The following is a 19,261-nucleotide window of genomic DNA, read 5'->3' as shown; positions in this document are numbered from 1 at the left end:
CGGTTGGAACGACTGAGGTGGAACACGGGCCGGAGGGCCCGACGGCACACCTCACCGCCCGGTCGGAGCAGTGGGTGTGTGGAAAGTCTAGCGAGACGCGCGTGCCCGTGCAGCATCGTGACGTCGGGTGGCCCGCTCCCCTCCGCCGCCGGGTGGCGGGGCGAGGTTCAGTCGCAGCTGCCGAGCGTCTGCAGCGACGCCTCGTCGAGGCGGAGCGTCGTCGAGGTCAGGGTGGCGGTCGCCGCCTCCGGCGTCACCGCGAGTCCATCGAGGTCGACCCCCTCCGGCAGGTATTGGGCGACGCAGATGCTGGGCGGGTCGCCCTGCAGGAAGCCGGTCACGAGCGCCCGTAGGTCGATGACGCCGAGGAGGCCGGTGTCGACGTTCACGGACGTCGGCATCAGGTTCACGCGGTCGGCCGTGGTGGTCGGTGCCACGGAGAAGTCGTACGGGATCGTGAACCCGAGGACGGTCGCCTCGCCTGCGTACCCGATCTCGTCGTCGCCGAGGGTGAGCGTGCCCGGGAGCCCGGCCGTCTTGGCGAGGTCCGCCGCTCCGGCGGCATCGATCCTGATGGTCGCCACCACTCGACCGATGGTCTGCTCCGGGTCGAGGGGGACCCGGTCCGCGCTGACCCGGAGGTCCAGCGGGATGCCGTCGACGCTCGCATCCGGTGCACGCAGGTCGACGTGCTCGAACGTTCCGGTGAGGTACTGGGCGATGACCGAGGCACCGCCGATCGACACGGCGACGTCCGCGTCGACGTTGTCCGGCAGGCTCTGCTCGATCTGCGTCGCGACGCGCTCCTCGGCGACGCCGCGCACGATCGTGTCGGCGATCAGGAACGCGCCGACGAGGACGACGAGCACCCCGACGACGATGACGATCGGAAGCCAGGGACGCCTGCGCTTGCCCGACGGTTGCTGCTCACTCATGTTCCGAGGGTAGCGAACCGTCGTCGGCAGGAGGACGGCGCGAGCGCAGGACCGTTCCCGAGGAACCGTCCTGCGCTCGCGCGGATCTCCTGCTGTAGGGAAGCTACATGCGCTCCGGCGCGGAGACGCCGAGGAGCGCCAGCCCGTTGCGGATGACGGTGCCGGTCGCGTCGTTCAGCCAGAGGCGCGTGCGGTGCAGGTCGGTGACCGGCTCCTCCCCCATCGGGACGACCCGGCAGCTGTCGTACCACTTGTGGTACAGGCTCGCGGTCTCCTCCAGGTGCCGGGCGACGCGGTGCGGCTCGCGCAGCTGTGCGGCCTGCGCGACGATCCGCGGGAACTCCTGGAGGACGCCGAGGAGCGCCGACTCCGTCTCGTGGACGAGCAGCTCCGGTGCGAAGGCGCTGCGGTCGACCCCGGCCGAGGCGGCGTTGCGCGCCACCGAGTTCGTGCGGGCGTGGGCGTACTGGACGTAGAACACGGGGTTGTCGTTCGTCCGGCTGCGGAGCTGCTCCGGGTCGAGGGCCAACGGCGAATCGGCCGGGTAGCGACCGAGCGAGTACCGCAGGGCGTCCGTCCCGATCCAGGCCTGCAGGTCGTCCAGCTCGATGATGTTGCCAGCGCGCTTGGAGAGTCGGGCGCCGTTCACGCTGACGAGCTGCCCGATGAGCACCTCGATGTCGCGGTCCGGGTCGTCTCCAGCCGCACCCGCGAGGGCCTTCAGCCGGTGGACGTAGCCGTGGTGGTCGGCACCGAGCAGGTAGATCTTGTGCTGGAAGCCGCGGTCGCCCTTGTTCAGGTAGTACGCGGCGTCGGCGGCGAAGTAGGTGTAGACGCCGTTGGAGCGACGGATGACGCGGTTCTTGTCGTCGCCGAAGTCCGTCGTGCGCACCCAGACGGCGCCCTCCTCGTCGAACACGTGCCCCTGCTCGCGCAAGCGGTCCACGGCCTGGTCGATGAGGCTCGTGCCGTCCTCGCCGGTCGCGTGCAGCGTGCGCTCACTGAACCAGACGTCGAAGTGGACGTTGAAGCGCTCGAGAGAGGCGCGGATCTCACCGAGCTGCAGGGCGTAGGCGCGTTCCCGCGCGACCTCGCGGGCGTCAGGACGCTCGAGGAGGTCGGGGATCTCGGCCAGCACGGTCTTCGCGAGGTCGCCGATGTACGCCCCGGGATAGCCGCCCTCAGGCGTCGGCTCCCCCTTGGCCGCTGCGAGGATCGAGTCCGCGAAGGTGTCCATCTGGTTGCCGGCGTCGTTGATGTAGTACTCGCTGACGAGCGTCGCGCCGGACGCGCTCAGGACGCGAGCCAGGGAGTCGCCGAGCGCGGCCCAGCGCGTGTGGCCGATGTGCAGCGGGCCGGTCGGGTTGGCCGAGACGAACTCGATGTTGATGGTCTGACCGGCGAGGCTGTCGTTGCGACCGAACGCGTCACCGGCGTCGACGATCACCTTCGCGAGCGCACCCGCGGCAGCGGCGTCGAGGCGCACGTTGATGAACCCGGGACCGGCGACCTCGACCGAGGCGACGCCGTCGACCTGCACGAGCGCGTCGGCGAACTCCTGCGCGAGCTCGCGCGGGTTCGCCCCCACGCGCTTCGCGAGCTTCATCGCGATGTTGCAGGCCCAGTCGCCGTGATCGCGGTTCTTCGGACGCTCCAGCACCACGTCGTCGACCGACACCGCGACCTCGTCGGTGATGCCCGCCGCCTCGCGTCGTCGTTCGACGATCGGAACGACGATGGCGTGCAGGGCGGAGGCGAGGTCTTCAGGAGTCACGAGGAGCGATTCTACCCGGGCGCGTCGCACCGGTGACACGGCGGCCTCGGGGCGACTGTCAGGCGAGCACGACCGCCTGCGCCGGGTCGTCGGCGGGCAGGACGTCGATCAGAGCGTCGATCCGCATGTCCTCGACGGTCACGTTGCCGTGGTGGTTGCTCAACCAGGCCACGTCCGCGGCGTCGCGTCCGGTGGCGATGCGGACGAGCGACTGACGCGGTGCCAGGCCCGTCGCGTCGACCACGTGCCAGGCGCCGTCGACGAAGCCCTCGGCCACCGCGTGGAAGTCCATGGGGACGAGACCCGGCGCGTAGACCGCGGCGTACCGGGCCGGGATGTCGAGCGCCCGCAGCATCGCGATGGTCAGGTGCGCGAAGTCCCGGCACACGCCACGCCCCGCGGCCAGGGTCGACACCGCACTGTCCGACACGGTCGTGGAGCCGGAGACGTAGGAGAGGTGGCGTCCGACCCAGGCAGCCACCCATGGCAGCACCTGCAGACCGCCGGACACCGTACCGTCCTCGTGCAGGCGACGGTGCTCGAGGAGGTAGCCGAGCTCGGAACGCGCGAGCGAGAACAGCGCGTCCGACTCGCAGTACCGGCTGGGACGGAGGTAGGTCACGGTCTCCAAGGCGTCCACGGGACGCGGCACGGCCTGCCCGACGACCACCGCCTCGTAGTCGACCTGCAACCGGCCGGGCTCGGCGATGACCCGGTGGAGTCGCGTGTCGTCCGGACCCACGATCTCGGTGACCGCGCACGGGCCGTCCGAGGAGTGCACCTGCAGTCGCTCGCTCGCCAGCGGGGTGCCGCCGGCTGCAGCGATGGAGAAGATGAGGTCGGCTCGATCGTGCACCCGCAGATCGAGCGACGCGGTCAGGGTGCGCTGCATGACCTCATTGTTCCACGCGACGGGCGACGCGGATCCCGCACGCCTCCGGTACCGGCGTGGGTCCCGACTCTGGTAGCTTGGACACGTTCCGCCTTCGTAGCTCAGCGGAAGAGCGCTTCCCTCCGGAGGAAGAAGTCGCTGGTTCGAATCCAGTCGAGGGCACCATCACCATCTCGCGAGGTCCTGCTTCGCATCGCTCCGACTCCGGGACGCGGGGGCCATGCACCGAGCCGATCCCCTCCCGCAGCCGACGGTCCGCTTCCTGTGCTGGGCCAGCGCGGCTGAGCTCGACCTCGCCGGCACGGCCGCCCGGCTGGACGCGTCCGCCCGTGACCGCCTCGACACCTCGTCCGCGACCGCGGCCCGTCGGTTCCTGTTCGGTCGCGCACTGCTCGTGCGCACCGTCGCGGAGACGATCGGCACCGACCCCGAGCGGATCGAGGTCATGGCGGTCTGCCCGGACTGCGGTCTCGCTCACGGACGACCACGGGTGCGCTTCGGAGACCGGACCGTCCACGTGAGCGTCTCCCACACCGCCGACGCCTCCGCGGTAGCGGTGTCGATCGAGCACCCCGTCGGTGTCGACGTCGAACGGCTCGACGCGGGCCGGTTCACCGGGGTCGAGGACGTCGCCCTCACCCCCGCGGAACGGGAGCAGTGGCAGCGGCTCCCGGACCGACGACGCCTCCGGGCGCTCGCCGAGCGTTGGACGGCGAAGGAGGCCGTGACGAAGGCCCTCGGTACGGGCCTCGCGACCGATCCCGCGACGATCGACCTCGGGCCGGATGCCGCACCACACGTCACCGAGACCGCGGGCCACCGCTTCGTCGTCGACCACCCGGAGCCCGTGCCGGGATTCGTCGTCGCGACGGCCCTCCTGCTCCCCTGACCCGGTTCAGCCGACGGGGAACGGCGGGAGCGCCTCCTGGAAGAGCCACGCGTCGAGGAGCGGCTCGACCGGTGCCGGTGCATGTCGATCGGCCGTCCGGATGAAGTCGTCCGTCGACACGCTCGAGTGCCGGAAGGACGCCACCCAGTCACGCAGGAGGTCGAAGAACGCTTCGTCGCCGAGCAGTCGGCGCACGGCGTGCAGGGCGATCGCGCCCCGCTTGTAGACCCGGTCGTCGAACATGTCCGCGGGTCCCGGGTCGCCGACGACGAGGTCCTGCGGTGCGCGTCGGAGCGCCGCGTAGTGCGCCCGGGCACAGGCGTCGGCGCTCTCGGCCCCCGACTCCTCCGACCACAGCCACTCGGCGTAGCAGGCGAAGCCCTCGTGCAACCAGATGTCCCGCCAGGCGGCGATCGTCAGGCTGTTCCCGAACCACTGGTGGGCGAGCTCGTGCGCGATCAACCGCTCCGAACCGCTGACGCCGTCGACGTGGTTGCGGCCGAACACGCTCATCCCCTGCGCCTCGAGTGGGATCTCCAGCACGTCGTCCGTGACCACGACGCCGTAGCTGCCGAAGGGATAGGGTCCGAAGGCGCGCTCGAAGCACGCCAGCATGTCGACCTGCTCGGCGAAGTCGTGTCGGAACCGCGCCGTGAGGTCGCGCGGCAGGTGTGCGACGACCGGCACCGTGCTCGTCGCGACCCGAGCGCTGACGGCGAGCCGCTGGTACCGGCCGATCTGCACCGTCGCGAGGTAGGCGGCCATCGGTTCGGGCTGCTCGTAGACCCATGTGGTCCGGCTCGCGCGGGCAACGCGCGACACCAGCTCTCCGGGGGCGACGACCGTGTACGCCGACGACGCCGTGACACTGATCCGATAGGACGACTTGTCCGAGGGGTGGTCGTTGCAGGGGAACCAACTCGATGCGCCGCACGGCTGGGACGCCACGATGACGCCGTCCTCGAGTTCCTCCCAGCCGATCTCGCCCCAGGGGCTGCGCACGGGACGGGGCGCACCCGAGTACCGGACGAGCACGGAGAACTCGGCGCCGTCCGCGATGGTGTTCCGGGGCGTCAGCGTGAGCTTGCCCGAGCTGTGCGTCCGCTTCGCCTCGACCCCGTCGACCTGGACACGGGTGACGCGCAGCGCGGCGAGGTCGAGCGAGAACCGCGTGAGCTCCTCCGTCGCGACGGCGGTGAGCCGAGCCGTCCCGGACAGGGCGTTGCGGTCGACGTCGTAGTCGAGCTCCAGCTCGTACCGGACGACGCGGTAGCCACGATTCCCGCTGGAGGGCGTGTAGGGGTCGCCTGCGCTCCGCAGACGGGCGAGAGCCTCCCCCATCAGGACGCGACCTGGGGCTCCCGGTACTCCGCCGTCGTCACCTCGCGCCACGGGCCGATCGGGTTGCCGCTCCACCGGGTGCCCGCCGGGACGCGTTCTCCGCGCATGACGAGCGAGGCCGGTCCGACCGTCGCGTCGTCGTCGATCCGCGCTCCGGGGAGGATGACGCTGTGCGGCCCGAGCGTGGCGCCCGATGCGAGTTCGACCTGATCCATACTCATGATTCGATCATGGAACAGGTGCGTTTGCACAACGCAGCCCCGGTTGACCGTCGCGCCGTCGCCGAGTCGGACGAGGTCGGCCTCCGGCAGCCAGTAGCTCTCGCACCAGACCCCACGACCGATGCGGGCACCGAGCGAGCGCAACCACCAGGTGAGGGCGGGGGTGCCGGTGGCGGGTGCCGCGAACCAGGGCGCCGCGACCATCTCGACGAAGGTGTCGGACACCTCGTTGCGCCAGATGAACGAGGACCAGAGCGGGTGCTCCCCTGTGCGGATCGGGCCGACGATCACCCATTTGGCGACGGTCGTGATCCCCGCCGCGACCGCGCCGGCGGCCAGGAGCACGGCACCGCTGACGGCGATCGCGACACCGAGACCCCAGGTGTCGGCGAACCAGGCGAGCGCGAGGAGCACCAGGAGCGCGATGCCGGTCGTCACCATGACGGGGACGATGCGGCAGAGTTCCCACAGTGCGCGGGCGATCCGGAGCCGGAGCGGCGGGTCGTAGGTCCGGTCGAGATCGGCGTCGGACACCTGCCGCCGGAGTCGCATCGGTGGGCTCCCGAGCCAGGACGAGCCGGACTTGGCCTTCCGCGGTGCGGCCGACAGCACGGCGACGAGCCCGTTCTTCGGAACGTGCATGCCGGGGCCCGCCATGCCGGAGTTGCCGAGGAAGGCGCGCTTGCCGACGGACGCACCGGCGATCCGCATCCACCCGCCACCGAGCTCGTAGGAGGCCACCATCGTGTCGTCCGCGAGGAACGCACCGTCGCCGACGGTCGTCATCCGCGGAAGGAGGAGGACCGTCGACGCCTCCACGTTGCGCCCGACCTTCGCCCCGAGCAGGCGGAGCCAGACGGGCGTGAAGAGGCTCGCGTACAGGGGGAAGAGGAGGGTGCGCGCGGCGTCCAGGAGCCGCTCCGTCGCCCACACCTGCCAACCGACCCGACTGCGCACCGGGAAGTAGCCCTCGCTGAGACCGAGGCCGAGCAGCCGGACGAGGCCGATCGTGCTGATCGCCAGGACGACGAACCACACGAGGGTGGCGACGGGCACCCAGAGGAGTGCGCGCCAGGAGAACTCGAGCAGGCTGGTCGCGCCCGATGCGCCGGCCGCCACGACCGCCGCCGCCAGCACGAAGGCGAGGAACGGCAGCACCGACAGCAGCGCCGATCCCGCGCCGTACGCGAACAGCCAGCGTCGGCGACGCGGGGGTCGTTCGGTCGGCCACACCGGTTTCGCCTTGCCGACGCGGACGGCGGGCGACCCTGACCACAGGTGTCCGGAGGGGACGCGGCCGAAGACGGACGATCCTGGAGCGATCTCCGCACGCTTGCCGATCCGGGTGCCGGCGAGCAGGGTGCTGCGAGCGCCGACCGTGCTCTCGGCGCCGATGTGGACGTGGCCGAGTCTGAGCGTGTCGCCGTCGACCCAGTAGCCGCGGAGGTCGACCTCGGGCTCGATCGATGCGCGCGCCCCGATGGTGAGGAAACCGGTGACCGGCGGCACGCTGTGGAGGTCCGCGTCGGCACCGATCTTCGCGCCGAGCGCCCTGGCGTAGCCCGAGATCCAGGGGGCTCCGGCGAGACTCACCGCGCCGACGGTGTCGGCGACGCGTTCGGCGAGCCAGAGTCGCACATGGACCGAGCCGCCGCGCGGGTAGTCGCCCGGGCGGACGCCGACGAGGAGGAGCTTCGCCGCGACGACGGAGATCGCCATGCGTCCGATCGGGGTGATGACCACGAGGAACCCGAGGGCGATCCACCACCAGGAGACCATGGGGAGGTACGGGACGTCCGCGACGAGGCCGAGGACCCGACTGCCGGCGAGCAGGTACACGAGCCACCGGAGTCCGACGAGGATGAGGAGCGGTACACCCAGGAGGGTCTGTGCCCACTGGGTCGCGAGCGGCGTCGGGAGCACGGGGTCCGCGACGGCCGCCCGACTGCGACGCTCGGGGCGTCGGCCGTCGAGTTCGGCGGCCATCGCGCCGAGTCGGGGGTGGCCGTAGATGTCGGCGACGGTGAACTCGGCGTCGCGGGTGCGGATGAGCGAGACGAGCTGCGCGGCCGCCAGGCTCCCGCCGCCCAGGCTGAAGAAGTTGTCGCTCTCGGCGGTGACCCGGACGCCGAGGACGGCCGTCCACTGCTCGGCGAGCCACGCGGCGGTGCCGGACAGGGTCGAGGCGTCCTCCCCATCGGCGGCGTCGAGCGGCCACGGCAGCGCGGCCCGGTCGACCTTGCCGGAGGTGCGGGTGGGCAGCTCGCCGACGACCGCGAGGAGCGGGACGAGCGGTGCCGGGAGCTGCTCACGGAGGGTGTCGAGCGCCCGCTCGACGGAGAACCCGTCGCGGTCGGGCACCGCGAGGTACCCCACGAGGACGGCGTTCCCGGCGGCGGTACGCTGGACGGCTGCTGCCGCACCCGAGACGCCCGGCAGCGCCTGCAGAGCGGCCTCGATCTCCCCGAGTTCCACGCGCCGACCGCCGATCTTCACCTGATCGTCCGCGCGCCCCTGGAACACGAGTCCTGCGGCCTCGTAGCGGACGAGGTCGCCGCTCCGGTACGCCCGCGACCACCCGATGCTCGGCATGGGCGCATACCGTTCGGCGTCCTTGACGGGGTCGAGGTACCGGGCGAGTCCGACGCCGCCGATGATGAGCTCACCGACGCCGCCCTCCTCGACCGGGATGCCCTCGGCGTCGACCACGGCGAGGTCCCAGCCGTCGAGTGGCAGTCCGATGCGCACGGGCTGCTCGCCGGTCAACAGCGCGGCGCAGGCGACGACGGTGGCCTCGGTGGGTCCGTAGGTGTTCCAGACTTCGCGACCGTCCACGGCCAGCCGGGCGGCGAGCTCCGGCGGGCAGGCCTCGCCGCCGAAGATGAGCATGCGGATGTTCTCGAGGGATTCGGCGGGCCACATCGCCGCCAACGTGGGCACCGTCGACACCACGGTGATGCCCTTCGCGGTGAGCCAGGGTCCGAGGTCCATGCCGCTGCGGACGAGCGAGCGCGGCGCCGGGACCAGGCACGCGCCGTGTCCCCAGGCGAGCCACATCTCCTCGCAGGACGCGTCGAAGGCGACGGACAGGCCGGCCAGCACACGATCACCGGGGCCGAGGGGTTCCGCCTGGAGGAAGATCCGCGCCTCGGCGTCGACGAACGCGGCGGCAGAGCGGTGCGAGACGGCGACGCCCTTCGGCGTGCCCGTCGAGCCGGAGGTGAAGATGATCCAGGAGTCGTCGTCGAGTCGCGGTGGTTCGAGGACCGGGATCGCCCGGGTGCCCGGGTGGGGTGCCGCGCCCGTCGCGAGTTGCACCCGGTCGGGATCGGCGCCGTCATCGGCCGGGTCCTCAGTGCCTCGGCGCGAACGCTCGAAGACACCGCCGTCGACCAGGACGCCGACGACGGCCGCCTCACCGAACACGAGTCGTGCCCGCTCCTCCGGGTCGTCAGCGTCGACGGGCACGTAGGCCGCTCCGGTGAACAGGATCCCGAGGATCCCGAGGTAGAGGTCGCGGGTGCCCGAGGCGATCCGGACACCGACCCGGTCACCGCGGCGGACCCCGGCGGCGAACAGCCCAGCCGCGACCCGCTCGGCACTGAGGACGAGCTCACGGTAGCTGAGCGCCCCCTCCGCGTCCTCGATCGCCGAGGCCTCGGGGTGCGACGCGGCGACGTCACGGAGGATGTCGAGGAGGGTGCGCTCGGCCGGTGCGCGCACGCCACCGAGCAGCGCGGGCTGCCGCTCGATGAGGAGGGCGGTGCTGGTGTCGGCGTCCATACGCGATCCCCTGTCGTCCGGCTGTTCAGCGCCGCCAACGGTAGGCAGCGCGCATGGACGGTTGGTGAACACCAGTCAACCGCCAGATGTCGTGGAATCGTCGGCGACGCTCCGTCGGCCCCCGGCATCCTCGGAGGACGCGCGCCTACCATGGCCTGCATGACCATCGACTACTCCGTGCCCCAGGAACGCCAGCTCGTGACCGCCATCCCCGGCCCCCGATCGCTCGCCCTCACGGAACGGCGCCGCCGCGCGGTGTCGCGCGGTGCCGGCAACCTCGCGCCGGTGTGGATGGACCACGGCTCCGGCGGCATCCTCGTGGACGTCGACGGCAACCACATCATCGACCTCGGAACGGGCATCGGCGTGACGACCATCGGGCACGCCAACCCCGACGTCGCCGCGGCAGCAGCCGAGCAGGCGACGAAGCTCACGCACACGCTCTTCACCGTGACGCCGTACGAGAACTACCTGCGCGTCGCGGAGAAGCTGTCCGAGATCACTCCGGGCGACTTCGAGAAGCGCTCGATCCTCCTGAACTCCGGTGCCGAAGCCGTCGAGAACGCAGTGAAGATCGCGAAGAAGTACACCGGACGTCGCGCGATCGTCGCCCTCGACCACGCCTTCCACGGACGCACGAACCTGACGATGGCGATGACCTACCGGCCTGCGCCCGAGCGCCTCGGGTTCGGCCCGTTCCCGGGTGAGATCTACAGCGTCCCGCTCTCCTACCCCTTCCGCGACGGACTCGACGGACCGGCGGCTGCCGAGGTGACGATCGACTACATCGAGCGGCACATCGGTGCGAGTGAGGTCGCCGCGTTCTTCGCCGAACCGGTCCTCGGCGACGGCGGCATCGTCATCCCCGCGCCCGGCTACTTCGCGCGCATCAGCGAGTGGTGCACCGAGAACGGGATCGTGTTCGTCGCCGACGAGATCCAGGCCGGCATCGGCCGCACCGGCGCCTGGTACTCGATCGAGCACCACGGTGTCGTGCCCGATCTCATCACGAGTGCCAAGGGCATCGCCGGCGGCTTCCCGCTGTCGGCCGTGACCGGGCGCGCCGAGATCATGGACGCCGTCCAGCCCGGTGGCATCGGCGGCACCTTCGGCGGCAACCCGGTGTCCACGGCGGCCGCGCTCGCGACGTTCGAGGTCATCGAGCGCGAGGACCTGCTGGGCGAGGCACGTCGCGTGGAGGCGACCCTGCGATCGCTCATGGGTGACTGGGCCGAGCGGTTCGACATCGTCGGCGAGGTCCGGATCATCGGTGCGATGGCCGGTGTCGAGTTCGTCGTCCCCGGCACGAAGCAGCCGCACCCCACGGCACTGCAGACCGTCATCGACGCGGCGATCGCCCAGGGGGTGCTCGTGCTCGACGCCGGCTCCTGGGACTCGGTGCTGCGACTCCTCCCGAGCGCGGTCATGTCCGACGAGCTCCTCCGCGACGCGGTGTCCGTCCTCGAGGACGCCCTGGGTCAGGTCTCCTCCTAGCGGCAGCGGTCGCCTCCGCTGGTGAGATCTCAGCGCGGTGCGCTGACGCGAGCGCGGGTCTGCGGCCGCCGTACCCTTCCGCGAGCGCGGTGCGCTGACGCGAACCCACCCGAATCGGCGCGAGCGCGGCCCGGGCGCGTGAGCGCGGGTCTCCGGAGGGTCGCGCTCGCGGCGGTGCCCCGCGGTGACGTCAGCGCACCGCGCTGGCGCAACCGGCGGCGGCTCAGTCGACGGTGACGAAGTCGATGAGCTGCTCGACGCGACCGAGGAGCTCCGGCTCGAGGTCGTTGAAGGTCCGGACCTGACCGAGGATGCGCTTCCAGGCACGGGCGATGTCGGCCTGCGAGTCGTGCGGCCAGCCGAACGCCTGGCAGATGCCCTTCTTCCACTCGATGGAGCGAGGGACGGTCGGCCACTCGCGCAGGCCGACCCTGGCGGGCTTCACGGCCTGCCAGACGTCGACGTACGGGTGCCCGACGATGAGGACGTTGCGGCCGTTCGGTCCGGCCATGACGGCGTCGGCGATCCGCTGCTCCTTGGAACCGGGGACCAGATGGTCGACGAGGACGCCGACACGACGGTCGGGGCCCGGCCGGAACTCGGCGAGCGCGGCGTCGAGGTGGTCGACGCCCGCGAGGTACTCGACGACGACGCCCTCCACGCGGAGGTCGTCGCCCCAGACCCGCTCGACGAGTTCCGCGTCATGGCGGCCCTCGACGAAGATCCGGCTCGCGCGAGCCACCCGAGCGGTCGTCTCCACCGCGAAGGAGCCGGAAGCGGTGCGCGCCCGCCCCGTCGGTGCGCGCTTCGGCACGACGAGGACGACGGGCTCACCCTCGAGGAGGAACCCCGCCCCCATGGGGAACACGCGTCGCTTGCCGCGGTAGTCCTCGAGCTCGACCGTCTTCGCCTCGACGCGCGTGATCGCGCCGCAGAAGCCGCCGAGTTCCTCGACCACGAGGTCGGTCACCGCCTCGACCTCGCGGGCCACCACGCGGTTCTTCTTCCGCCAGTCCCCCGCGAGGACGTCCTGACCGTACCTGTCTTCGAACACCCGTCAACGCTAACCAACCCTCCGACCTTTCTCAGGACGGCCCCGGCGTGGCGTGGCCGACACGCCGCAATCCAGGCTCGACACGCCGACGCCGTCCTGAGTCGGGGACAGGTCGAGCGGTGGGTCGCCTGCAGCGGGAGGGCCTCCTGGCATGCGAAGCCGCCCGGTGCGGAGACACGCCCCGACTAGGCGGCGGCGCGCTCCGCCTCGCGGGCGAGACCGCCGAGCAGGAGCCCGAGCTGGTCGTCGACAGTGCCGGGGTCCTCGGGGTGCCACTGCACGCCGGTGATCGGCAGGGTGCGGTGCTCGATCGCCTCGACGGTGCCGTCGGAGGCCCAGGCGACGGCGCGGAGGCCTTCGCCCAGTTCGCCGACCGACTGGTGGTGGGCGCTCTGCACCTGGAGGTGACGGGCACCGAGTCGGAACGCGAGGGCACTCGAGGGGTCGAGCTCGACCTCGTGCGGGGTCATACTCTCATCGACCGGGACGCCCTCGTTGCGGTGGGCGCTGTGCTCACCGAGGTCCTGCACGAGCGTCCCGCCGAGGGCGACGTTGATGATCTGGTGACCACGGCAGATCCCGAGCAGCGGCGTGCCTCGCTCGGCGGCGCGACGGGCGACCGCGAGCTGGGCGCGGTCGGCCTCGGGGAAGTGCTGGCCCTCGGCGCGGTAGCCGGTGGTTCCGCCGTACTGGGCGGGATCGATGTCGGCGCCGCCCATGATGACGACGGCGGAGGCCCCGTCGGTCGAGGCGAGGAGCGCATCGGTGCCGAGGTCGTGCGCGGCCAACCGGGTCACGCGCCAGCCGGCCCGTTCGGCGGCAGCGATGGTCCGTCCGACGAGGATCTGCACGTACTCGTGGTACGCCTGATCGTCCTCACGGAACCTGGTGACCTCGACGAGCGCCAGCATGGGTGAGACGTGTCCTTGCATGATGCTCCTTCCAGGGGTTCCGTGAGGTGACTCGACCAGTCTCGCCGGGCAGATGCCCTCGCGCGAGTGGCCGCGTCACGGTCGGTAACAGAGTCCGTCACGGTCGGTGACAGCGTCACGTTCCGTGTCGCCGAAGCACCGCCACCGCCGTATAGCACAGCTCCGGTTCGGTGCGCTCGCTGGGAGCCCGCTGTAGAGATGTCGAGGGCCCGGACCTAGACTCGGAACCGAGCCGCGGGGTGGGGCTCCAGGGTCCGAACGAGTGACGAGGTGGCCGATGCGGGTTCGCTGGGCGGTATCGATCTGGGCGTTCTGCGTGGCCGTGCTCCTCGGAGCGGGAGCCACCGCCGCCTGGGCGGAGAGCCCGGTGCAGCTCGGCGCCGGGCGCGTGTCCGACAGCGCGGGTGTCCTCAGCAGCGGTGAGGTCTCCGAGATCACGACGGCCGTCGACGACCTGGCCGCGGATCACGGCGTCGACCTCTGGGTGGTCTACGTGCCGACCTTCACCGACCCGAGCGATGCCGAGTCCTGGGCGAACCAGACCGCGAAGGACAACAACCTGGGACCGAACCAGTACCTGCTGGCCGTGGCGACCGAGGACCGCGCCTACTACCTCTCCGGCGACTCCAGCGGACCGGTGAGCGGCGATCAGCTGACCGAGATCGAGCAGCAGCGCATCCTGCCGCAGCTGCGTGACGAGAACTGGGCCGGGGCCGGCGTCGCTGCCGCCGAAGGCCTGGGTGCCGCCGTCGGCGGCGGGTCGATCGGGGGTGCCGGTAGCGGATCAGGCGGCTCGACCGGGTGGCTGACGATCCTGCTGATCGTGGTCGTCGCCGTCGTGGCCGTCGTCCTCCTGGTCGTCTTCCTCCGCCGACGCCGCGCTGCGAACGGCGACGGCGGGGTGACCGCGGGCCGGCAGGGCGCACCGGTCGACCCGCTGACCACCGCCCCGATCCCCGAGCTCGAACGACTCGCCGGCAGTGCGCTCGTCCAGACCGACGACGCCGTCCGGACGAGCGAGGAGGAGCTCGGCTTCGCGACCGCCTCCTACGGCGAACCGGCCACGGCCGCGTTCACCGCTGCCCTCGCCGGAGCGAAGGACGACCTCTCGCACGCCTTCGCACTCAAGCAGCGGCTCGACGACGCCGAGCCGGACACGGAGCAGCAACAACGCGACTGGAACCTCCAGATCATCCGGCTCTGCGAGCACGCGAACCACGTGCTCGACGAACAGGCCGCCTCCTTCGACGAGCTCCGCGCACTCGAGAAGAACGCGCCCGCCGCGGTCGAGGAGCTGCGAGCCAGGGCGGCCGCAGCCGGACCGACGGTGACGGCCGCGCAAGACGCGGTGCACGCCCTGCAGACGCGCTACAGCCCCGACGCCCTCATCACCGTGATCGACAACCCGGCGCAGGCGACCGAGCGACTCGCCTTCGCCACCGCAGCGATCTCCGACGCAGCTGCACGGCTCGCCGCCGGAGACTCGGGCGAGGCCGCCGTCGGCATCCGCGCCGCGGAGGAAGCGCTCGACCAGGCCACCCAGCTCACCGGGGCCGTGAAGCGGCTGCAGGCGGATCTGACGACCGCCGAGCAGCACCTCGCCGCCCGACTGGCCGAATTGGACGGGGACATCGCCGCGGCGGTCGGCCAACCCGACCCGACCGGCACCCTCGCCGCAGCGGTCGCGAGCACCACCGCGACGGTCTCCCAGGTGCGCGGCGCGCTCGGCACACCGAACAACCCGATCGCCCTCCTCGCCCGCCTGGATGCGGCGAACACGCAGATCGACGGTGCTCTCCAGGGAGTGCGCACCGCGGCGGAGCAGCGACAACGCGCCGCAGCCGCCCTCGGGCAGACCCTGCAGACGGCGGGCGCGCAGGTGTCGGCTGCAGAGGACTTCATCGTCTCGCGGCGCGGAGCCGTCGGCCCGGAGGCCCGGACGCGCCTCGCCGAGGCCGGCCGCACCCTCGTGCAGGCCCAGGGTCTCGCCGCGACCGACCCAACGCAGGCGCTCTCCCTCGCCCAGCGCGCCAACTCGCTCGCGAGTCAAGCGGTGCAGCTCGCCCAGGCCGACCTCGGGCAGTTCCAGAGCCAGTCGGCGGGCGGACTCGACGGCATGTTCGGCGGCGGCCAGGGTCAGCAGGGTGGCAACGGGATGCTCGGTGCCGTCCTCGGCGGCATCCTGATCAACTCCGTCCTCGGCGGCGGCGGGTCCCGTTCCGGCGGCGGCATGTTCGGCGGCGGCTCCGGTCGCTCACGCAGCGCCGGCAGCTTCGGTGGCGGCGGCACCCGTTCCCGACGCGGTGGCGGTCGCTTCTGATCCGCTGCACCACCCACCTCATCACCAGACACCGACCGACACGACCCAGCAGGACACGAGAGAGGAACCACACCATGGCAGAGAAGCAGTCCATCTTCGGACGCATCGCCCAGCTGACCAAGGCCAACATCAACGCGCTGCTCGACTCCGCCGAGGACCCGCAGAAGATGCTCGACCAGATGGTCCGGGACTACACGAACTCGATCGCCGACGCCGAGAGCGCGATCGCCGAGACGATCGGCAACCTCCGGCTCCTCGAGCAGGACCACCAGCAGGACGTCGAGGCGGCCTCCGAGTGGGGCACCAAGGCGCTGGCCGCGAGTCGCAAGGCCGACGAATACCGTCAGGCGGGCAACGCCGCGGACGCCGACAAGTTCGACAACCTCGCGAAGATCGCGCTCCAGCGCCAGATCGGCGCCGAGAACGAGGCCAAGCAGGCCGAGCCGCAGCTGGCGTCGCAGACGAAGGTCGTCGAGCAGCTGAAGAACGGCCTCAACGGCATGAAGACGAAGCTCGAGCAGCTGAAGACGAAGCGCAGCGAGCTCGTCGCCCGTGCCAAGACCGCCGAGGCCCAGCGCAAGGTCGCGGATGCGGTCGGCAGCATCGACATCATGGACCCGACGAGCGACCTCAGCCGCTACGAGGACAAGATCCGCCGCGAGGAGGCGAAGGTGCTCGGCCAGCAGGAGCTCGCCGCCTCGAGTCTCGACGCGCAGTTCAACGACCTTGAGGACCTCGGCGAGCTGACCGAGGTCGAGGCCCGCCTCGCCGCGCTGAAGGGCGGCGGTTCCGCGTCTCCCGCGATCGAGTCCTCCGGACCCGAGTACACGCCGAACGCCGGACAGTAGTACCGATCCGACGGGCCCTCGGGACCTCCCGAGGGCCCGTCGCCCTCGCCCCCTCGCACCATCTCCAGGAAGGCACCGCATGACGAAGTTCGTCGTCGTCCCCCAGTGGCAGGGCTCCGGCTCGTCCAGGGCCATGCAGTTGATCGATGGAGCCGAGGCGATCCGTGGCGACCTGCCGACGGCGGCCACGACACTCGTCCACGTGCCGACCGAGGCCGGCGAGGCCCTCGACACCGACATCCGGCGCGCCAGTTCCCTCGTGACGACCGCGGAACTCCAACGTCAGGCGCTCGTCGGGATCGACGAGCCCGTCATCACCATCGGCGGGGACTGCGGCGTCGAACTCGCGTCGGTCGGTGAGGCCCTCCGACGCGACCCCGGCATCGCCGTCGTCTGGTTCGACGCCCACGGCGACCTCAACACCCCGCTCAGCTCGCCGTCCGGGTCGTTCAGCGGCATGGTCGCCCGGGCACTCACGGGCGAAGGCGCCGCGATGCTGCTGCCCGAGGCCCCACTCGATCCCGCCCGACTCGTCCTCGTGGGGGTGCGTGACCTCGACGACGGTGAACTCGCCCACATCGAGGAGCGTGGCATCCCCATGGTCTCCTCGGTGATGACGAGCGCCGCCGAGGTGGTCGCCGCCGTCGAGGCGACGGGCGCCGACCGCGTCTACCTGCACGTGGACGTCGACGTCCTCGACCCCGCCGTCATCGCCGGCGTCAGCTCGGCCGTCCCCTTCGGTCTCGAACTCGGCACCCTGCTCGACTGCATCACCGCCCTCCGCACCCGATTCGGCTTCGCCGGGGCCGGGGTCACGGGCTTCTCACCCGGCTCCCCCGACGCCGCAGCCGACGACCTCGGAACCATCCTCCGCATCATCGGCGCGATCAGTCGCGAACCGAAACCTGACAGCACCAACCCGACAGGAGTCACCCCATGAGCCGTACCGTCGATCTCGTCGTCATCGGAGCCGGACCCGTCGGCGAGAACGTCGCCGACTACGCCCACAAGAGCGGTCTGAGCGTCGTCATCGTCGAGAGCGAACTGGTCGGCGGTGAGTGCTCCTACTGGGCCTGCATGCCGTCCAAGGCCCTCATCCGCTCGGGAGCCGCCCTGCGGGCCGCCAAGCGCACGGGTGGAGCCATCCCCGAGGACACCGCGCTCGATCCGCTCAAGGTCCTCGCGCGACGGGACTCGTTCACGAGTGACTGGTCGGACGACGGCCAGGTCGAGTGGCTCGAGGGCGCCGGCATCGAGCTGGTGCGTGGGCACGGTCGCCTGACCGGCCAACGCGAGGTCACCGTGACGGCCGCCGACGGCTCGACGACGGTGCTCACGGCGACGCACGCCGTCGCGGTCTGCACCGGCTCCGCCGCGCTCCTGCCCGACATCGCAGGGCTGGCGGCGGTGGAGCCGTGGACGAGCCGCGAGGCCACGAGCGTCCAGACCCTGCCAGCGTCCGTCGCCTTCCTCGGTGGCGGCGTCGTCGCCGTCGAGCTCGCGACCGCCTACCGCTCGCTCGGGGTCGACGTCACGCTCGTCGCCCGCAGCGGCCTGCTCGGCAACACCGAGCCGTTCGCCGGCGAGCTCGTCGAGTCCTCCCTGCGTGAACTCGGCGTGACGATCGTGCACGCGTCCCCCACCGCCGTCTCGCGGGCCGCCGACGGTGCCGTCACGCTCGAGTTCGACGACCGGGACGCGGTGACGACGGCGGAACTCGTCGTGGCCACCGGCCGGACGCCACGGACGGACGACCTCGGGCTCGAGACCATCGGCCTGGAACCGGGTGCCTGGATCGAGGTCGACGATCAGCTCCTCGCTCACGGCAGCGACTGGCTCTACGCCGTCGGCGACGTCAACCACCGGGCTCTCCTGACGCACCAGGGCAAGTATCAGGCACGCGCCGCGGGCGCGGTCATCGCGGCACGGGCGAACGGCGAGGACGTCGACACCAGCCCGTGGAGCGACCACGCGGCGACCGCCGACCACCGTGCCGTGCCGCAGGTCGTCTTCTCCGAACCGGAGGTCGCCGCCATCGGACTCACTGCCGCGCAGGCCGAGGCGGCGGGGATCGACCACCGGGTGGTCGACTACGACCTCGGTGGCATCGCGGGCTCGAGCCTCCACGCCGACGGCTACACCGGGCAGGCGAGGATGGTCGTCGACGAGGAGCGCGGCGTGATCATCGGGATGACCTTCGTGGGTCAGGACGTCGCCGAACTCGTCCACGCGGCGACGATCGCCGTCGTGGGTGAGGTGCCGCTGCACCGCCTCTGGCACGCGGTGCCGTCCTACCCGACGATGAGCGAGATCTGGCTGCGACTCCTCGAGACCTACCGGAGCGGTGCGTGACCCGTCCCGGCGATGTCGATGAGCCGCGGAGCCGTCGTTCCGGCGGCCCGTGGCTCGACTCACCCCTGAGCCGGATCGGGTACTGGTACGCCACGCTCACCGGGCTCGTCTGGGGCGCACTCTGGAGCACCGGTCCGGTCGAACGGCGGGGCGGGATGATCGTCTTCCGCGGGATGCCGTCGTGGACATTCGGCCGAGGTGGCTCATGCGTCGGCGGGGTGTACCTCACCGATCGGAACGTGTCGACCCGGGTGCTCGAACACGAGGCGGTGCACAAGCGGCAGTGGCAGCGCTACGGCATGCTCTTCCCGCTCATGTATGCGATCGCCGGTCGTGATCCGCTCCGGAACCGGTTCGAGATCGAAGCCGGTCTCGAAGCGGGAGGCTACCTGCCGAAGCGCCGCTGACGAGCGTCGCGGCGTCCGT

At 71.4% G+C, this 19,261-nt stretch carries 14 protein-coding genes and 1 tRNA gene; 8 read left to right on the top strand and 7 right to left on the bottom strand.

The genetic code is table 11. The features are described from left to right. Window positions 1-167: 167 nt before the first annotated feature. The 3 genes from IFU11_RS07200 to IFU11_RS07190 form a co-directional block, all read right to left on the bottom strand. A complete protein-coding gene (locus IFU11_RS07200) occupies window positions 168-935 on the bottom strand; it encodes an LmeA family phospholipid-binding protein (RefSeq protein WP_086473967.1) in 768 nt (255 codons plus the stop codon). Window positions 936-1,038: 103 nt separating this feature from the next. Continuing rightward, a complete protein-coding gene (locus IFU11_RS07195) occupies window positions 1,039-2,709 on the bottom strand; it encodes an arginine--tRNA ligase (protein ID WP_064295369.1) in 1,671 nt (556 codons plus the stop codon). 58 nt (window positions 2,710-2,767) lie between these two features. Beyond that, entirely contained in the window at window positions 2,768-3,601 is an 834-nt protein-coding gene (locus IFU11_RS07190) for a transglutaminase-like domain-containing protein (protein WP_086473968.1), read from the bottom strand. 90 nt (window positions 3,602-3,691) lie between these two features. Here IFU11_RS07190 and IFU11_RS07185 point away from each other — a divergent pair. Next, window positions 3,692-3,766 (top strand) — tRNA-Arg (locus IFU11_RS07185). A gap of 55 nt (window positions 3,767-3,821) precedes the next feature. Then, entirely contained in the window at window positions 3,822-4,490 is a 669-nt protein-coding gene (locus IFU11_RS07180) for a 4'-phosphopantetheinyl transferase family protein (RefSeq protein WP_192018550.1), read from the top strand. Window positions 4,491-4,496: 6 nt separating this feature from the next. On the opposite strand, the gene IFU11_RS07175 is transcribed toward IFU11_RS07180, so the two are convergent. Together IFU11_RS07175 and IFU11_RS07170 are read right to left on the bottom strand one after the other, a co-directional pair. Beyond that, window positions 4,497-5,831, bottom strand: coding sequence for a M1 family metallopeptidase (locus IFU11_RS07175; protein ID WP_124769599.1), 1,335 nt, complete (start codon window positions 5,829-5,831; stop codon window positions 4,497-4,499). After that, entirely contained in the window at window positions 5,831-9,835 is a 4,005-nt protein-coding gene (locus tag IFU11_RS07170) for a Pls/PosA family non-ribosomal peptide synthetase (RefSeq protein ID WP_192018549.1), read from the bottom strand. Before IFU11_RS07170 ends, IFU11_RS07175 begins: the two co-directional genes overlap by 1 nt. Before the next feature lie 159 nt (window positions 9,836-9,994). On the opposite strand from IFU11_RS07170, the gene IFU11_RS07165 reads away from it, so the two are divergent. Then, window positions 9,995-11,329 carry an aminotransferase class III-fold pyridoxal phosphate-dependent enzyme gene (locus IFU11_RS07165; protein ID WP_371742736.1) on the top strand — a complete coding sequence of 445 codons (1,335 nt, stop codon included), beginning with the start codon at window positions 9,995-9,997 and terminating at the stop codon, window positions 11,327-11,329. A 223-nt stretch (window positions 11,330-11,552) separates the two neighbouring features. On the opposite strand, the gene IFU11_RS07160 is transcribed toward IFU11_RS07165, so the two are convergent. Both IFU11_RS07160 and IFU11_RS07155 read right to left on the bottom strand, forming a co-directional pair. Then, window positions 11,553-12,383 carry a DUF3097 domain-containing protein gene (locus IFU11_RS07160; RefSeq protein ID WP_124769602.1) on the bottom strand — a complete coding sequence of 277 codons (831 nt, stop codon included), beginning with the start codon at window positions 12,381-12,383 and terminating at the stop codon, window positions 11,553-11,555. 185 nt (window positions 12,384-12,568) lie between these two features. Next, window positions 12,569-13,315 (bottom strand): gamma-glutamyl-gamma-aminobutyrate hydrolase family protein, encoded by a 747-nt coding sequence (locus IFU11_RS07155; protein WP_064295286.1) that lies wholly within the window; start codon window positions 13,313-13,315, stop codon window positions 12,569-12,571. Window positions 13,316-13,592: 277 nt separating this feature from the next. Here IFU11_RS07155 and IFU11_RS07150 point away from each other — a divergent pair, with 277 nt between their 5' ends. From IFU11_RS07150 to IFU11_RS07130, 5 genes are all read left to right on the top strand, one after another. Next, a complete protein-coding gene (locus IFU11_RS07150) occupies window positions 13,593-15,635 on the top strand; it encodes a TPM domain-containing protein (protein WP_192018547.1) in 2,043 nt (680 codons plus the stop codon). Between the two features lie 74 nt (window positions 15,636-15,709). Further along, window positions 15,710-16,483, top strand: coding sequence for a PspA/IM30 family protein (locus tag IFU11_RS07145; protein ID WP_064295284.1), 774 nt, complete (start codon window positions 15,710-15,712; stop codon window positions 16,481-16,483). A gap of 79 nt (window positions 16,484-16,562) precedes the next feature. After that, complete coding sequence (locus IFU11_RS07140; protein WP_192018546.1) at window positions 16,563-17,423, top strand: arginase family protein; 861 nt, start codon at window positions 16,563-16,565, stop codon at window positions 17,421-17,423. After that, a complete protein-coding gene (locus tag IFU11_RS07135) occupies window positions 17,420-18,835 on the top strand; it encodes a dihydrolipoyl dehydrogenase family protein (RefSeq protein ID WP_192018545.1) in 1,416 nt (471 codons plus the stop codon). The genes IFU11_RS07140 and IFU11_RS07135 overlap by 4 nt, the downstream gene beginning before the upstream one ends. Beyond that, complete coding sequence (locus IFU11_RS07130; RefSeq protein ID WP_064295281.1) at window positions 18,832-19,242, top strand: hypothetical protein; 411 nt, start codon at window positions 18,832-18,834, stop codon at window positions 19,240-19,242. The genes IFU11_RS07135 and IFU11_RS07130 overlap by 4 nt, the downstream gene beginning before the upstream one ends. The last annotated feature ends 19 nt before the right edge of the window (window positions 19,243-19,261 follow it).

Source organism: Plantibacter sp. CFBP 8804 (assembly GCF_014841225.1).
Taxonomy (GTDB): domain Bacteria; phylum Actinomycetota; class Actinomycetes; order Actinomycetales; family Microbacteriaceae; genus Plantibacter; species Plantibacter auratus.
This window is presented reverse-complemented; position numbering and strand designations above follow the sequence as displayed.

Bases quoted from the DNA above. Each gene is read 5' to 3' on its own strand.
- IFU11_RS07200 (WP_086473967.1), bottom strand. From the start codon at position 935: ATGAGTGAGCAGCAACCGTCGGGCAAGCGCAGGCGTCCCTGGCTTCCG.
- IFU11_RS07190 (WP_086473968.1), bottom strand. From the start codon at position 3,601: ATGCAGCGCACCCTGACCGCGTCGCTCGATCTGCGGGTGCACGATCGA.
- IFU11_RS07180 (WP_192018550.1), top strand. From the start codon at position 3,822: ATGCACCGAGCCGATCCCCTCCCGCAGCCGACGGTCCGCTTCCTGTGC.
- IFU11_RS07175 (WP_124769599.1), bottom strand. From the start codon at position 5,831: ATGGGGGAGGCTCTCGCCCGTCTGCGGAGCGCAGGCGACCCCTACACG.
- IFU11_RS07170 (WP_192018549.1), bottom strand. From the start codon at position 9,835: ATGGACGCCGACACCAGCACCGCCCTCCTCATCGAGCGGCAGCCCGCG.
- IFU11_RS07165 (WP_371742736.1), top strand. From the start codon at position 9,995: ATGACCATCGACTACTCCGTGCCCCAGGAACGCCAGCTCGTGACCGCC.
- IFU11_RS07155 (WP_064295286.1), bottom strand. From the start codon at position 13,315: ATGCAAGGACACGTCTCACCCATGCTGGCGCTCGTCGAGGTCACCAGG.
- IFU11_RS07150 (WP_192018547.1), top strand. From the start codon at position 13,593: ATGCGGGTTCGCTGGGCGGTATCGATCTGGGCGTTCTGCGTGGCCGTG.
- IFU11_RS07145 (WP_064295284.1), top strand. From the start codon at position 15,710: ATGGCAGAGAAGCAGTCCATCTTCGGACGCATCGCCCAGCTGACCAAG.
- IFU11_RS07140 (WP_192018546.1), top strand. From the start codon at position 16,563: ATGACGAAGTTCGTCGTCGTCCCCCAGTGGCAGGGCTCCGGCTCGTCC.
- IFU11_RS07135 (WP_192018545.1), top strand. From the start codon at position 17,420: ATGAGCCGTACCGTCGATCTCGTCGTCATCGGAGCCGGACCCGTCGGC.